We start from the raw sequence: 14526 nt of genomic DNA, 5'->3' as shown, positions 1-14526 counted from the left end.
ACAGTTTCATTATCAACTCATTATCGGTTCATTATCAACTCATTATCAGTTTGTTGCTACTTCCTGAATTTCCCGAAATTCACATCGCGTTTTTCCACAAAGGCGTTAACGCCTTCTTTTGACTCTTCGGTCAGGTGGAAAAGTTCAAGCGAGCTCAGTCCCATGCGTGAGATGCCGAAAATGCTGTCCGTGTCGGCGTTGAAAGAGTATTTTGCCACTTTGATGGCGGTGGGGCTTTTATCAAGAATTTCATCGCACCATTTGTTCACTTCGGCGTTCAGTTTTGCTGTCGGCACAACCGCGTTCACAAGCCCCATTTCAAGCGCCTCTTGCGCGGTGTATTTACGGCACAGATACCACATTTCGCGCGCCTTTTTTTCGCCGACAATCCGTGACAAATACGCCGTTCCAAATCCGGCGTCCACACTTCCGACCTTTGGACCCACCTGCCCGAACACGGCGTTTTCCGCCGCGATTGTCAAATCGCACACAACTTGAAGCACATTTCCGCCGCCAATGGCATAACCTTTGACCGCCGCGATAACGGGCTTGGGAATGTTCCGTATGAGATAGTGAAGTTTTGCCACATACGCGCCGACTCCGAGAAGATTTTCGCTTTTAGCCGTTTTTGTTTTTTTCACCTTCTGGTCTCCGCCCGTGGAAAACGCTTTGTCTCCCGCTCCGGTAATAACCACCACGCCAACCGTGTTGTCCTTCCATGCGTCTGTAAGCGCGTCTATCATCTCGCGCAGCGTTTTCGCCCGAAAAGCGTTCAGAACGCGCGGGCGGTTAATCGTGATGACCGCGCGACCTTTTGATTTTGAATATTTTATATCCTCAAACTTTGCCATCATTATCCTTTATACCATTTCGGCGCCGCGCCGCCCGTCCGGATGTTGACGGTTTTTGTTTCAAGGTAGTTTTCAAGCCCCTCGGCTCCGAGTTCTTTTCCGAATCCGCTTTGTTTGATTCCACCGTAAGGGGTTTGCGGAACGATTCCGCCGTAGGTGTTCACCCACAGATAACCGGCTTTGATTTCGCGCACACACCGGTTTGCTCTGTTTGTGTCGCTTGTCCACACGCCTCCGGCAAGTCCGTATTCCGTGTCGTTTGCAATTCGCACCGCTTCGGTTTCAGTTTTAAACCTCATCGCCGCGACCACGGGACCGAAAATTTCCGTCTGTGCCGCGATGTTTTTCGGGCTGACTTTTTCAAGAACGGTTGGCTCAAAAAACCAACCCTTTCCGCGCCGCCTGCCTCCGCCGCAGGCGACCCGCGCTCCCTGTTGCACGGCTTGGTCCACGCAACCTTTGACCTTTTCAAGATGCTCGCGCGAAATGAGCGCGCCCATTTCCATATCGGGCTTTTCGGGGTTGCCTATTTTGATTTTCGCGATTCTTTTCAAATACGCGCTCATAAACTTGCCGTAGATTTTTTCATGTAGAAGCAGTTTTGTAACCGCCGTGCAGTTCTGTCCCTGATTGAAGAAACCGCCCCGCAGGCACGCCTCAACCGCCGCGCCGATGTCGGCGTCATCAAATACAACGCATGATGCCTTGCCGCCCAGTTCAAGAGAGATCGGTTTTACATCGTCCGCAGCGTTTTTCATAACGGTTTTGCCCGTCTGCGTTGATCCCGTGAAAGCGATTTTCGCCACCCCCGTGTGCCGTGAAAGAGCGTCTCCCGCCTGTGCGCCCGAGCCCGTTACAACGTTGAAAACTCCGGCGGGCAGACCCGCTTTGCGGACGCAGAGTTTCGCGATTTTTGTTAAGGCGACCGATGTGAGTTCGCTTGGCTTCACCACAACCGCGCACCCCGCCGCGAGTGCGGCGGAAATTTTCCAGAACGCCAGAAGAACAGGAAAGTTCCACGGCACAATTTGAGCCGCCACGCCGATCGGCTCTTTTATCGTGAAAGATGTCTGATCTGCCGAAACGTCAATGGTTTCGCCGCCGATTTTGACGGCGAGCCCCGCGAAGTATTCAAGGGTTTTTACCGAACCGCCAATCTCCACGAGTTTGCTTTCCCTGACCGGTTTTCCGGTCTCGCGTGTGTTGATAAGGGCGAGTTCGTCCGCGTGTTTTTCAAGGGTTTCGGCGATTTTCCGCAAGATTTTTCCTCTTTCGGCGGCAGGCGTGTTTTTCCATTTTTCAAAAGCCCGGCTTGCCGATTTTACCGCCGCATCAACTTCTGTTTTTCCGCAAAGCGCAACCTCGGCAAAAGGTTTTTCCGTGGCGGGATTTTCGCGCGCGAGATATTTCGCCGCACGCGGCTTTGTTTCGCGTCCGTCTATGAACGGGTTGCATTTGATTGCCGGAGGCATTGTTTTTCCCTTCAAGCGGGTATTTTATAGTAGTAAGTGTTGATGTAAAACCATAATGCGGAGGAACGGTTATGCCTGATACGGTTAAAGCGGAAGGGAAATGTCTTTGCGGGGCGGTGAGTTTTACGACAAGCGAGGCAAGCCCGATGGTCGGCGCGTGCCACTGCGAGATGTGCAGAAGGTGGGGCGGCGGTCCGTTTATGGGAATTAACTGCGGCTCCGATGTGTCTTTTAAGGGCGCGGAAAATGTGGCGGTTTTCAACTCGTCCGACTGGGCGGAGCGCGGTTTTTGCGCCAAGTGCGGAAGCCACCTGTTTTACAGAATAAAGCGTAACGGTATGCACGTGATGCCGGTGGGACTTTTCGGCGACGGGATTCCGTTCAGTTTCAGCCACGAAGTCTTTGTTGACGAAAAACCCGACTTTTACGATTTCTCAAACGAAACCGAAAAAATGACCGGCGAAGAATGCTTCGCGAAGTTCGCGGAAAAGGAGTGAATGAAGTATCTGTTTTGTTGGATTCGGCAATATTTCAGCAGAAAAAAATAAAACTATCTGAGCGAATTAAACCGCAACAGGGCGCGCTTCTTTAAGCACATCCGATTTTGACAACACGCCATCTTTTCCTGTAAATTAACCCCTGTTTCTTTGACGGAGGAACTGAAATCACTCTCATAGACAACATCTATAAAAAAGTTATTGAGCGCGGCGAGCAGGTAGATTTTGAAGAGGCGCTTGCGCTTACCGAAATTCCCTCATCGGCGATAGGCGAGCTTATGTGCGTTGCGCGTGATGTTACGAAAAAACACCATGGGGACGGCGTTTTCCTGCGCTCAATCATCTCCGCGCAGACCGGAAACTGCCCTGAAGACTGCGCGTTCTGTTCGCAGTCCGCCCATTATGACACCGACGTTGAAGCCCATCCGCTTATGGCGGACGAGAAAATCCTCCAGGCCGCGAAGCAGGCGGAAACAATGGGCGCGATGGATTTTTGCATAGTCATAAGCGCCAAAGGTCCCACGCCGCGCATTTTCAAGCGCGTTCTCGGAGCGGTTGACCTGCTCAAGCGCGAAACCAACCTCAAAATCGGCTGCTCGCTTGGCGAACTTACCGAAGAGCAGGCGATTCTGCTTAAAGAGCACGGCGTTTGGAGATACAACCACAATCTGGAAACCTGCCGCAGTCATTTTCCAAGCATCGTTACCACACACTCCTACGATGACAGAGTGCAAACGGCGGAAATCGTTAAAAAAGTCGGCATGAATCTGTGTTCGGGCGGGATACTCGGAATGGGCGAAAGCACGCGCCAACGGGTTGAATTCGCCTTTGAAATACGCGATCTTGACCCGAGCTGGGTTCCCATCAACTTTCTCAACCCGCGTCCCGGAACGCCGTTTTCAAGCTTTGAGCCGATTCAGCCTCTTGAAGCGGTAAGAATGATTTCCATCTGGCGGCTTGTTCTTCCCGATAAAATTCTGATGATTTCCGGCGGCAGAGAGGTAACGCTCAGAGACCTGCAATCAATGGGTGTTTTCGCGGGCGCGAACGCGATGATAATTGGCAACTACCTCACAACACCCGGAAGGTCTCCCGAAGAAGACCTCAAAATGCTTGAAGACCTTCAAATGCCCGTTCGTACCGATATAGCGAACTAAAACTCCCGCCGGGGGGCGTCTTCACACCATGTCCACAAGACGCAACAACATTTGGCACCCTTTCACGCAGATGAAAGAGCATGAGGATTCTCCTCCGCTTATGATAGAGAAGGGCGAGGGCTCGTACCTGATAGATTCCGAAGGCAACCGTTACATAGACGGCGTTTCATCGCTGTGGGTGAATATTCACGGGCACGGCGTTTCGGAAATAGAGGATGCGGTCAAAAACCAGCTGGACAGCATAGGCCATAGCACTCTTCTGGGGCTTTCAAACTCCGCCGCCGAAGACCTTGCTGAAAAACTCGTTCGTGCCACCCCGTCCGAACTCACAAAGGTTTTCTTCTCCGGGGACGGGGCGTCAGCCGTTGAAGTGGCGATTAAAATGGCGTTTCAGTATTGGAAAAACAAGGGGGAGACGCGCACGAAGTTTGTTTTCCTTGAAAACGGCTATCACGGAGACACGCTCGGAGCGGTGTCGGTCGGCGGGATAGACATGTTTCACTCCGCTTTCAAGCCTCTTTTGTCGGAAAATTTCAAAGCGCCTTCGTATTATTGCTATCGCTGTCCGCTTTCAAAAACCTATCCGTCGTGCGGGGTTGCCTGCGCCGATGAGATTGACCGCATTTGCGCCGAACATCCCGGTGAAATTGCGGCGATAATCATTGAGCCGTATGTTCAGGCGGCGGGCGGAATGATTGTGTCGCCTCCGGGATACCTTAAAAAAGTCAGAGAGATTGCCGACAAGCGTGATGTTTTGCTGATAGCGGACGAAGTCGCCACGGGTTTCGGCAGAACCGGCAAGATGTTCGCGTGCGGGCACGAAGATGTCTGCCCCGATATGATGGTTCTCGGCAAAGGGCTTACGGGGGGATACATGGCTTTGTCCGCCACGCTTACGACCGAGCGCGTGTACGAGGCGTTTCTCGGCGATTACGAGGAGTTCAAAACCTTTTTTCACGGGCACAGTTATTCGGGCAATCCGCTTGCGTGCGCGGCGGGAGTGGGGAACTTCACGGCTTTTGAAAACAGAAAAACACTTGAGAAACTGCCTGAAAAGATTGAATTTTTTGAGAACGAACTCAAAGAATTCAACTCAATCAAGAATGTTGGCGATGTCAGAAACAAGGGTCTTATGGCGGGGATTGAGATTGTAAAAGACAAGCGCACAAAGGAAAAATATCCCGCGGTTGAGCAAATTGGCCGGAAGATCGCGGAAAAGGCGATGGACTACGGCGTTTTACTGCGTCCGCTCGGTGATATTGTGGTTTTGATGCCTCCGGTGGGGATTGAGATGGACGATTTGAAAAAACTTATGAAGGCGACTTACAGGGCTGTCAGGGAAATTGCCGAAGACGCGTAACCATCGGGAAAATGCATAACCGCCGTTTTTATGTATACTGCTTGGCGGTTCATTTCCGTTTTGGCGAGGCAGTTTTCCGTATTTTTCAAGGGGCGGCACAGAGGTGATAAGAGCGGCAAAAAAACTCAGAAACGGTCTTTCAGAGCATAGAAAACTCAAAGGTAGAATTCGCCGTATAGAAACCCCGTACGAGAAAATCTCACCCGCTAAATATCCAAACGAAAAACGCCGTCTTCAATACGAACTTCTAAAAATTCAGCAGGACGTTGTGAAGAACAAACGGCGTCTCGCGATTGTGTTTGAAGGCAGGGATGCGGCGGGCAAGGGCGCCACAATCAAGCGGTTTGTGGAGCATATGATGCCCCGCCATTACAGAATAGTTGAGATGGGCGTTCCAACTCCCGTGGAATCAAAAAACTGGTTCCGCCGCTATACGGCTCACATGCCGGGCATGGGAGAGATAGTGTTTTTTGACCGTTCGTGGTATACGCGCGCCCTTGTGCATTCCACAATGGGGTATTGCACAAAATCGCAATACAGGTATTTCATGAACAAGGTTCTCAAATGGGAGGAGAATCTTTTGGGACAGGGAATTGAGATAGTGAAGTTCTACCTTTCGGTGGACATAGAAACCCAGCTTGTACGTTTCAATGAAAGAATGAAAGACCCGTTGAAATTCTGGAAACTGTCTTCCCACGACCTCAAGGCGCGGAAAAAGTGGGAGCATTTTTCAGAATACAAAGAACAGATGTTTTCGCGCACTTCTTCGGAAAATCTTCCGTGGGTTGTCATCAACTCCAATTCAAAGCGCGAGGCGGCTCTCACTTGCATGCTTTATCTGGTGCGCCTCAACAGGGCGAACTTCGTTCCTCTTACGGACGAATTGATGGACACTGAATACGGAATTGAGTTCAAAGGAGTGAGTTTCAAAGGACTGAGCGCCAAACAATATGCCATACTCGCGGGATTGATTGATCAGGAGAAATACACTAATGAATGAGGAGATGTTTATGGAAGCCGCGGGGCTTGTGCAGATTGAATCCGCCGGCGGGTTGGTTGTTAATGGTTCGGGTGAGGTGCTGTTCATTACGAAAGGCGGAAAATGGGATCTCCCGAAAGGGCGCCTTGAGAAGTCTGACGGGCGCGAAGAAACCGCGATGCGAGAGGTTGTTGAGGAAACCTCAATTGAGCGGAATTTGTTGACGATAATCAGTCCTCTGTGCCAGACATGGCATCTGGCTTCCTACAAGCCCGGCGATTGCATAAAGAGAACCACGTGGTTTGTCATGGAATACACCGGAAACGGCCTGGGTCTTTCACCTCAGTTGGAAGAAGATATAACCGAATGCAAATGGATTCATCCGGACAGTTTTAAATCATACAGGAACGCGATGCGCCCCCGCATAGACTATGTGTCCTCGTTGTGGAAAAAAGTTTTTTTTGAGAGGGGAGTGCACAAATTCCTTTCAGGCACTTCGAAAGCGTCGGGCTGATTTCTTATGAACCCGCTTTACCGTCTTGATTCCGAAATTTCCGCCATACGTGAAAAAGGGCTTTTTCGTGAATTGACCGAGCTGCAGAGTGGGCAGACTCCCGAAGTTTTAATCGGCGGCAAAAAATACATTCTTCTCGGTTCAAACGGATATCTGGGACTTGCCACGCATCACGAAGTGAAAAAGGCGGCAGCTGAAGCGCTTGAAAAATACGGCGCGGGAAGCGGCGGTTCGCGGCTTGTCAGCGGAACGACCGACCTTCACCACGAGTTAGAGAAGAAGATCGCGGATTTCAAAAAAACCGAGGCGGCGATTGTTTTCAGTTCGGGCTATCTGGCGAACATCGGAACAATTGCGGCAATCGCGGGTAAGGGTGATGTGGTTTTCAGCGATGAGCTCAATCATGCTTCAATAATAGACGGTTGCTCGCTTTCGGGCGCGAAAGTCAGAATTTACCGTCATTTAGATTTCGGGCATTTGGAGGATTTAATCGCCGCGGAGAAATCCGGCGGTGTGAAATTGATAGTTACTGACACGGTTTTCAGCATGGACGGAGATCTCGCCAATTTGTCCGCGCTTTGCGAAATCGCCGAAAGACACGATTGCGCGCTTATGGTTGACGAGGCGCACGCGACCGGGGTTTTAGGGGAGCGCGGCAGCGGCGCGACTGAGCATTTCGGCGTTGAAAGCAGGGTGGACGTTACAATGGGAACGCTTTCAAAAGCGGTCGGCTCAATCGGCGGATACATAGCCGGAAGCAAAAAACTTATTGAGTTCATACGCAACAGGGCGAGGAGTTTTATTTTTGATACTTCGCCACCCGCGTCCGCGCTTGCGGCGTCGCTCGCGGCAATAGAAATTATAGAGCGCGACGCGGCGATGCGAGCCCACCTCCGGAAGATGGTTGAGATGTTTAAAGCGGGTCTTAAAAAGACCGGTCTTGAAGTTCTGCCTTCGCAGTCCGCTATTGTTCCCGTTCTTATAGGAGAACCCGATGATACGATGAAATTCGCATCCGTTTTGCGCGAAAACGGCATTTACACTCCCGCCGTCCGCCCGCCGTCCGTTCCGCCCGGAAGATGCAGAATAAGGGCGTCAATTATGGCAACACACGAAAAAACGCATATTGAAAAAGCAATTAAAGCGTTTGAAAAAGCAAAAGCGGTGTTGGGTTAAACGGGTCAATTGTCATTATTTTACCAATTCCGTTTTTTCTTCATAAATCCGCAGAGCGGTGTCCAGAATTTTATGTCCGAGCGCGTCTTTGGTCATAAGCGGCAGGGTTTCCGGTTTGCCGTTCGTTCGCAGGAAGACGGCTTGATTTGTGTCCGTGCCAAAGCCCGAACCTTCGGCTGAAACGTCGTTGGCGACAATCATGTCGGCGTTTTTCTTTTTCAGTTTCTTTTGAGAGTTTTTAATGATTGACTGCGTTTCGGCGGAAAACCCGATGACAACGGATTTTTTTCCGAGTTTTTTGCCGACCTCTTCCAGAATGTCGGGCGTTTTTTCAAGTTGCAGACACATTATTTTAGAGGTTTTTTTGATTTTTTCCTTCTTCTCTTTCCTGGGCGCGTAGTCTCCCACGGCCGCCGCTTTTATAACAAAATCCGCGTCCCCGACATTTTCCATCACCGCATCAAACATCTCCTGAACGGATTTTGCCTCCACACGCCGCATTCCGGGCAAATCAATGCCCGCGCCCGCGCCTGACACAAGAACAACCTCGGCTCCCCGCAACCAACCCGCGCGCGCTATGGCGCATCCCATCTTGCCGGTTGACGGATTGGATATGAAACGCACGGGGTCTATGTGTTCGCGGGACGCGCCTGCGGTAACCAGCAGTTTTTTTCCTTTGAAGTCATCAGGGGTTACAGCTCTTTCTATTTCAACGATAATTTCTTCCGTTTCGCTCAACCGTCCCCTTCCTTCCCATCCGCAAGCGAGGTCTCCCTCCGCCGGTCCCACGATTACAACACCCGCGTTGATGAGTTTTTCAAGATTGCCGCGCACAAGCGGGTTTGAATACATATTGACGTTCATTGCGGGGCACACAATCACCGGGGCTTTTGTGGCGAGAATTACGGCTCCGAGCAGGGTGTCTGCGATTGCGCCCGCCATTTTGCCGATGAACGAAGCGGTCGCCGGCGCAACAACAACCGCGTCCGCGCCGTCCGCGAGCGAGATGTGTCCTATCTCCGATTCCCATTCAAGGTCAAACGGGTCTGAAACCGCCTTCCTGCCCGAAAGCGTTTGAAGCGTAAGCGGCGTTATGAACTTTTCGGCGTTTTTTGTCATAACAACCTGAACCTGCGCGCCGCGCCGCATCAACTCTCTTGTGATTTCACACGACTTGTAGGCGGCGATGCTTCCGGTTACGCCGAGCACTATTTTTTTGTCTTTAAGAACGCTCATATTGTAAAAAATATAGAGAAACGGTGCGATAAGGGCAAGTTTCAGGCATCCGCCAGATCCGTTACCGCGCCCTCCGAAGCCGAAGACACAAGCCGCGCGTATTTGGCGAGCGTTCCGGTTTTTTCTTTCGGAGGGGGCTTTTGCCAGCGCGCATCTCTGCGTTTCAATTCCGCCTTTGAAACCGCGATGTTTATTTCCCGTTTCTTCGCGTCTATGGTGATTTTGTCTCCCGTTTTTACAAGTGCCAGCGGGCCGCCGACCGCCGCTTCGGGCGTTACATGTCCCACAACAAACCCGTGGCTACCACCGGAAAACCTGCCGTCCGTTATAAGCGCGACATCGCCTCCCAGACCCCTGCCGACCATCGCCGCGGTCGGTCCGAGCATCTCCCTCATTCCGGGCCCGCCCCTGGGACCCTCGTAGCGAATGACAATTACGTTTCCTTTTTTAATTTTTCCGGCGAGTATCGCTTTCATGCTTTCCTCTTCGGAATCAAACACAATCGCAGGACCGCTAAAAGAGTTTCCCTCTTTGCCCGTTATTTTTGCCACCGCGCCTTCGGGAGCCAGATTTCCGCGCAGTATTACCAGATGCCCCTCTTTTTTGAGCGGTTTTTTGAGCGGGGAAACAATTTTCTGGCTCGCGGGATATTTTTTTGCCCCGCGCAGATTTTCCCTGAGAGTTTTTCCCGTTACGGTCAGACAGTCTCCATGCAGAAGCCCGTTTTTAAGCATTATTTTCATAAGGGGAACCAGCCCGCCGATTTTGCAGAAATCCGCCATCATATGCGTTCCACTCGGTTTCAGGTCGGCGAGAACGGGTGTGCGTTTGCCTATTTTGGAGAAATCGTCAATTGACAGTTTCACGTTTGCCGCTCTTGCCATCGCGAGAAGATGAAGCACGCTGTTTGTTGAGCCACCGAGTGCCGTTACGACTGCGATAGCGTTTTCAAACGCTTTTTTTGTCATTATGTTGCTCGGCTTAATTCCCTTTTTCATCATATTTACAACCGCTTTTCCGGCTTCCACGCAGTCGGTGTTTTTCTCGCGCGAGATCGCAACCTGAGCCGATGAGCCCGGCAAACTCATTCCCATCGCCTCAATCGCGGATGCCATTGTGTTGGCGGTATACATTCCACCGCACGAGCCGGGTCCCGGTATCGCGGCGGATTCTATTTTTTTTAGTTTGCCCGCGCTTATTTCACCGCTCGCGTGAGAGCCGACCGCTTCAAAAACCGACACTATGTCCACATCTTTTCCGTCATGACAACCGGGCAGTATTGTTCCGCCGTAAACGAAAACCGCCGGGCGGTTCAGGCGCGCGATTGCCATCATGCAACCGGGCATATTTTTGTCGCAACCACCAATCGCGACAAGTCCGTCAAAACCCTCCGCCGCCGTGACCGTTTCTATTGAGTCCGCGATTATCTCTCTTGAAACAAGGGAATATCTCATTCCCGGGGTTCCCATTGAAATGCCGTCCGAGACCGTAATTGTGTTGAAAATAACGGCTTTTCCGCCCGCGCGGTTTGCTCCGTTTCCGGCACGGATTGCGAGTTTATCAATGTGCATATTACACGGAGTTACCATGCTCCACGTTGAGGCAATTCCCACAACGGGACGGGAAAAATCTTTGTCTTTGAATCCGACCGCCCTCAGCATCGCACGGCTGGGAGCGCGGTCGGGACCTTCAACGTAAATTGAAGAGAACTGTCTGGGGTTTTTATTTTTTGCCATTATCACTCCCGGTCCACAGAGTTTTAAAGCATATACGCCCGCATATTTCAGTCAATTACACGGGTTTTCGGAGTTTGATGTTACGGCTATTACCGCGAAATTGGAAATGGTTATTTTTTTCCAGTAGTCGCGGTTTTTGCTCTCAATGCAGAATGATTTGTTGCCTGAGGTTCCTACGGGGGTAAAAATTATTTTTCTAATTTCGATTTTTCCGCTTTTTTGAAAAACCCTGTATGGAATTGCGCTTTCAATAACCTCAGCCGCCGTGCCGGCGGGGTCGCAATTTTCGCCGCCTTTGACCGTTAAAAATCTCCACCTGTTTCCCCGGGTCTTTTTTCCGAGTGGAACGCAGATTGCGTACGGCTCATGACTTGTTATGGCAAGCATTTTTGTCCGCCTTATGTGGGTCTCCACCTTTTGCACCGCGCTTTCAAAACGGGATTTTTCCGCATATTGGACAAGAAACGGAAGAGATAACCCGACTACCACCGCCGCTATCGCGAGAACAAAAATTAACTCAACAAGTGAATATCCGCCGTTTTTCATTGCGGTTTCCGCTCTAATTTCCGCCACCACGAATTCATCATCATATTTCCGTTTCGCGCGGAATAAACCGCTTGTATTTCAGTTGAAAAATTGCCCGAACGCCCGAACGCGGTAAGTATAAAAGTTTCATTCACGCCCGGATTTTCCGCATTCGCGCCCGCCACTTCGTCAGCGACTTCAGAAACGCATTCTTCAATACCGTTCTCCTCAATACCGTTTTCCGTGAGGCATTGTTCCATGCTGATTTCCGCTTCGACAAGAACCCTTTCGGCGTCTCGCAGGGCTTTGGCGCTCGCGATGCGGTTAAAAGATATTTTTAAGTCCGCGACTGAAACGAAAAACCCCGCTGTGGCAACCGCAGACATTGTCGCCAAAATAAGGAGTGCGATTATGATGGCAAAACCGTTTTTCTTCATCGTATGTTTCTCGGATTTGCCACGACCGAATAGGTTTTAATTTCATACGGATTTTCGGGATTTTGAAGTGCGGCGGGCGACTTCAGCGTAAGCGTTACCTTTACGGCTTCAAGAGTTTCGCCTTCGGGAACGGAGTTTTGAAAACCATCGCCCGAATTTGTGAAAAAACCGATTTGAAAATCCTCAACCAGCAAATTCTCCTTTTTCGGCGTTAGAGACTGATTTCTTGAATTGTCGCTGCTGCGGGTTCTCAAAAGTTTCCTTTCAACAAAAAAACTTTTTTTTACCGCAATTTCCCCGTCGTATGAAAAACTCTCAAAAGTAATGCAGTCCGGGCCTCCTTCTTTTGAGACGAACGGGTCGCATTCCCGGCTGTCCTTGTTTATTTTTCTCCCGCCGTCAACAAAACGTATGGGCGGCAACCCGTTTCCGTGTGAGCCCGAATTTTTTATTTCATCGGAAATTATTGAGAGAATTGAATGGGCAACATGGTCCATTTTGCTTGTGTTTTTCAAAAATATTTGAGTTTTTGACTGTTTTGAAACCGCCGAAAGCCCGACCACGGTTAAAACCGCGAGCAATGCGGCGGAGAAAAGAAATTCCAGCAGAGTAAAACCGCGCTCTTTATTTACGCGAAACACGGATGAACTGCTCTCCTTTGAACGATTTTTCTCCAACGCAGGCGATGTATTTTATTTTTACCGCGCCTTCCGTAGTTTCGGGCGCGCGGCAGACCATGCCGGATTTTTCCGCGATTTTCTCACAGTCCAGTCGCGACAGATTTTTACACGAAAGTTCCGAAGCCTGAATGTGGCTGAAAATCTCTTCAATCGGATTTGCCGAGCCGGATTTTATGAGGGTTCCGAGCCGTCCTCTGTCAATTTCCATCAGAGATTCAATTCCAGTCTCCGCGACCAGTGCGATGCGGCCAAAAGCGCGGTTTTTTAGCGTTGCCGAATGAATTTCAAGCGCCGCCGCCACTCCCACCGAGACGATAAGCATGGCGAACAGCGATTCCAGAAGTGTAAATCCTTTCTTACCGCGCCACATCTTCAATTCTGTTGAAAAGGTTGCCGCCTTTTTTGACTTTGGCTCCCGCGGCAAAAACTCCCCACCCGGTTGAAAGATATTTTTCGGGGGAGTTTTCGAGTGTTTGTTCAAAGCCCAGCTTTTTCCACAGTTTTTCCGCCGTTTCGGGCATAAACGGATATGTGTAAACGGCAATAATTCTCAACGATTCGCAAAGTGTCCACAAAACCACCGCAAGTTTTTCTGTGTCGCCTTTTTTATGAATTTCCCACGGCTTTGAGTCCTCAACAAATTTGTCCGCCTCGGCGATGAATTCCCACAGAAGGGAAAGCGCTTTGCCGGGCTGGATTGCGTCCATCGCGGCGGGAATACCGGAAGCGCAATTTTCCGCGCATTCTTTTACGGCGGAATTGCGGCATTCCGCACCGCCCGCGTCCGGAACCACACCTTCAAAATACCGTTCAACCATTCCAAGCGACCGGCTCGCAAGGTTTCCGAGCCCGTTTGCGAGGTCGGAATTAATTCGCGAAACCAAAGACTTGCGTGAAAAATCGCCGTCTTTTCCGAATGGAATTTCCCTCATCATAAAATATCTGAATGCATCAACACCGAACTCGTCCGCAATTTCAACCGGATTTACCGAATTGCCCAGAGATTTTGACATCTTTTCCCCTTCAACCGTCCACCACCCGTGGGCAAAAACCCGGAGCGGCGGCTCAATTCCGGCGGACATAAGAAAAGCGGGCCAGTAAACCGCGTGAAACCTGATGATGTCTTTGCCGACCAGATGAAGGTTCGCGGGCCAGGTTTTTTTGAATTTTTCCGTGTCCGATTCAAATCCCGCCGCGGTCAGATAGTTGGACAGCGCGTCAAACCAGACATACATAACGTGCTGTGGATTTTCCGGAACTCTCACACCCCACGAGAATGTCGTGCGACTTATGCTCAAGTCTTTCAGCCCGGATTTCACGAAGTTGCGGACTTCGTTCATTCGCTCTTTCGGCATCACAAAATCGGGGTTTTTGTCGTAATATTCAAGCAGGGGTTTCTCATACGCGGAAAGTTTGAAGAAAAAACACGGCTCCTTGATTTTTTCAATGTTCGGGCGTTTCTCCGGAGGCATTTTATTGATTTCCTCCATCTGTGTTTCCGTGATGAAACTTTCCTCACGCACGTCATACCAACCTTCGTATTCGCCGAGATAGATGTCTCCCGCGTCAAGCGCGGCTTTGAACAGTTTTTGAGCGCATTTGCCGTGTCTTTCTTCGGTGGTTCTTATGAAATCGTCATTTTCAATGTTCAGTGTTTGCCACAGCGAATGGAACCTTTCCACGACCCTGTCGGCGAGCTGTTTTGGTGTTTCCCCCGTTTGCTCGGCGGTTTGCTCAATTTTTCTGCCGTGCTCGTCCGTTCCGGTCAGAAAAAAAACCGGTTCGCCGCGCAGCCGCCGCCAGCGCGCCAGCGCGTCCGCCGCCACAGTTGTGTAAGCGTGACCTATGTGCGGCAGGTCGTTTACGTAATAGATAGGGGTTGTGATGTAATACGCTTTCATTCGGT

Annotated in this window: 15 protein-coding genes; 6 read left to right on the top strand and 9 right to left on the bottom strand. The window is 50.6% G+C overall.

The features are described 5' to 3' along the window. Positions 1-56: 56 nt before the first annotated feature. Together ACY430_RS03720 and ACY430_RS03715 are read right to left on the bottom strand one after the other, a co-directional pair. On the bottom strand, positions 57-854 hold the full coding sequence (locus tag ACY430_RS03720; RefSeq protein ID WP_462137547.1) for an enoyl-CoA hydratase-related protein: 798 nt from the start codon (positions 852-854) through the stop codon (positions 57-59). Then, entirely contained in the window at positions 854-2323 is a 1470-nt protein-coding gene (locus ACY430_RS03715; RefSeq protein WP_462137546.1) for an aldehyde dehydrogenase family protein, read from the bottom strand. Before ACY430_RS03715 ends, ACY430_RS03720 begins: the two co-directional genes overlap by 1 nt. A gap of 71 nt (positions 2324-2394) precedes the next feature. On the opposite strand from ACY430_RS03715, the gene ACY430_RS03710 reads away from it, so the two are divergent. From ACY430_RS03710 to bioF, 6 genes are all read left to right on the top strand, one after another. After that, the gene (locus ACY430_RS03710) at positions 2395-2820 is read left to right on the top strand and encodes a GFA family protein (protein WP_462137545.1); all 426 of its coding nucleotides are present in this window, start codon (positions 2395-2397) and stop codon (positions 2818-2820) included. 134 nt (positions 2821-2954) lie between these two features. Then, positions 2955-3977 carry a biotin synthase BioB gene (gene bioB / locus ACY430_RS03705; RefSeq protein ID WP_462137587.1) on the top strand — a complete coding sequence of 341 codons (1023 nt, stop codon included), beginning with the start codon at positions 2955-2957 and terminating at the stop codon, positions 3975-3977. A gap of 28 nt (positions 3978-4005) precedes the next feature. After that, positions 4006-5337, top strand: coding sequence for an adenosylmethionine--8-amino-7-oxononanoate transaminase (gene bioA, locus ACY430_RS03700; RefSeq protein WP_462137544.1), 1332 nt, complete (start codon positions 4006-4008; stop codon positions 5335-5337). Positions 5338-5440: 103 nt separating this feature from the next. Next, on the top strand, positions 5441-6337 hold the full coding sequence (locus ACY430_RS03695; RefSeq protein WP_462137543.1) for a polyphosphate kinase 2 family protein: 897 nt from the start codon (positions 5441-5443) through the stop codon (positions 6335-6337). Next, on the top strand, positions 6330-6830 hold the full coding sequence (locus tag ACY430_RS03690; RefSeq protein ID WP_462137542.1) for an NUDIX hydrolase: 501 nt from the start codon (positions 6330-6332) through the stop codon (positions 6828-6830). The genes ACY430_RS03695 and ACY430_RS03690 overlap by 8 nt, the downstream gene beginning before the upstream one ends. Positions 6831-6836: 6 nt before the next feature. Beyond that, complete coding sequence (gene bioF, locus ACY430_RS03685; RefSeq protein ID WP_462137541.1) at positions 6837-8006, top strand: 8-amino-7-oxononanoate synthase; 1170 nt, start codon at positions 6837-6839, stop codon at positions 8004-8006. A 15-nt stretch (positions 8007-8021) separates the two neighbouring features. Here the strand turns inward: bioF and coaBC are convergent, their stop codons facing one another. From coaBC to metG, 7 genes are read right to left on the bottom strand one after another with little or no spacing between them, the layout of a single operon-like run. Then, positions 8022-9242, bottom strand: a complete 1221-nt coding sequence (gene coaBC, locus ACY430_RS03680; protein ID WP_462137540.1) for a bifunctional phosphopantothenoylcysteine decarboxylase/phosphopantothenate--cysteine ligase CoaBC — start codon at positions 9240-9242, stop codon at positions 8022-8024. Between the two features lie 41 nt (positions 9243-9283). After that, on the bottom strand, positions 9284-10978 hold the full coding sequence (gene ilvD / locus ACY430_RS03675; RefSeq protein ID WP_462137539.1) for a dihydroxy-acid dehydratase: 1695 nt from the start codon (positions 10976-10978) through the stop codon (positions 9284-9286). A gap of 51 nt (positions 10979-11029) precedes the next feature. Further along, entirely contained in the window at positions 11030-11524 is a 495-nt protein-coding gene (locus tag ACY430_RS03670) for a GspH/FimT family pseudopilin (protein ID WP_462137538.1), read from the bottom strand. Beyond that, on the bottom strand, positions 11521-11940 hold the full coding sequence (locus ACY430_RS03665) for a hypothetical protein (RefSeq protein WP_462137537.1): 420 nt from the start codon (positions 11938-11940) through the stop codon (positions 11521-11523). The genes ACY430_RS03670 and ACY430_RS03665 overlap by 4 nt, the downstream gene beginning before the upstream one ends. After that, positions 11937-12581, bottom strand: coding sequence for a PilW family protein (locus ACY430_RS03660; protein ID WP_462137536.1), 645 nt, complete (start codon positions 12579-12581; stop codon positions 11937-11939). The genes ACY430_RS03665 and ACY430_RS03660 overlap by 4 nt, the downstream gene beginning before the upstream one ends. Next, complete coding sequence (locus tag ACY430_RS03655; protein ID WP_462137535.1) at positions 12565-12990, bottom strand: type IV pilus modification PilV family protein; 426 nt, start codon at positions 12988-12990, stop codon at positions 12565-12567. Before ACY430_RS03655 ends, ACY430_RS03660 begins: the two co-directional genes overlap by 17 nt. Next, positions 12977-14521: a methionine--tRNA ligase gene (gene metG / locus ACY430_RS03650; RefSeq protein WP_462137534.1), complete on the bottom strand. Its 1545-nt coding sequence runs from the start codon at positions 14519-14521 to the stop codon at positions 12977-12979. Before metG ends, ACY430_RS03655 begins: the two co-directional genes overlap by 14 nt. Between the last annotated feature and the right edge of the window lie 5 nt (positions 14522-14526).

It is taken from the genome of Candidatus Mycalebacterium sp. (genome assembly GCF_977828045.1).
This window is presented reverse-complemented; position numbering and strand designations above follow the sequence as displayed.

Excerpts from the sequence above, each read along its gene's own strand:
- ACY430_RS03720 (WP_462137547.1), bottom strand. The coding sequence starts at position 854 with ATGATGGCAAAGTTTGAGGATATAAAATATTCAAAATCAAAAGGTCGC.
- ACY430_RS03690 (WP_462137542.1), top strand. The coding sequence starts at position 6,330 with ATGAATGAGGAGATGTTTATGGAAGCCGCGGGGCTTGTGCAGATTGAA.
- metG (WP_462137534.1), bottom strand. The coding sequence starts at position 14,521 with ATGAAAGCGTATTACATCACAACCCCTATCTATTACGTAAACGACCTG.
- ACY430_RS03655 (WP_462137535.1), bottom strand. The coding sequence starts at position 12,990 with ATGTGGCGCGGTAAGAAAGGATTTACACTTCTGGAATCGCTGTTCGCC.
- coaBC (WP_462137540.1), bottom strand. The coding sequence starts at position 9,242 with ATGAGCGTTCTTAAAGACAAAAAAATAGTGCTCGGCGTAACCGGAAGC.
- bioA (WP_462137544.1), top strand. The coding sequence starts at position 4,006 with ATGTCCACAAGACGCAACAACATTTGGCACCCTTTCACGCAGATGAAA.
- ilvD (WP_462137539.1), bottom strand. The coding sequence starts at position 10,978 with ATGGCAAAAAATAAAAACCCCAGACAGTTCTCTTCAATTTACGTTGAA.
- ACY430_RS03715 (WP_462137546.1), bottom strand. The coding sequence starts at position 2,323 with ATGCCTCCGGCAATCAAATGCAACCCGTTCATAGACGGACGCGAAACA.
- ACY430_RS03665 (WP_462137537.1), bottom strand. The coding sequence starts at position 11,940 with ATGAAGAAAAACGGTTTTGCCATCATAATCGCACTCCTTATTTTGGCG.
- ACY430_RS03670 (WP_462137538.1), bottom strand. The coding sequence starts at position 11,524 with ATGAAAAACGGCGGATATTCACTTGTTGAGTTAATTTTTGTTCTCGCG.
- ACY430_RS03710 (WP_462137545.1), top strand. The coding sequence starts at position 2,395 with ATGCCTGATACGGTTAAAGCGGAAGGGAAATGTCTTTGCGGGGCGGTG.
- bioF (WP_462137541.1), top strand. The coding sequence starts at position 6,837 with ATGAACCCGCTTTACCGTCTTGATTCCGAAATTTCCGCCATACGTGAA.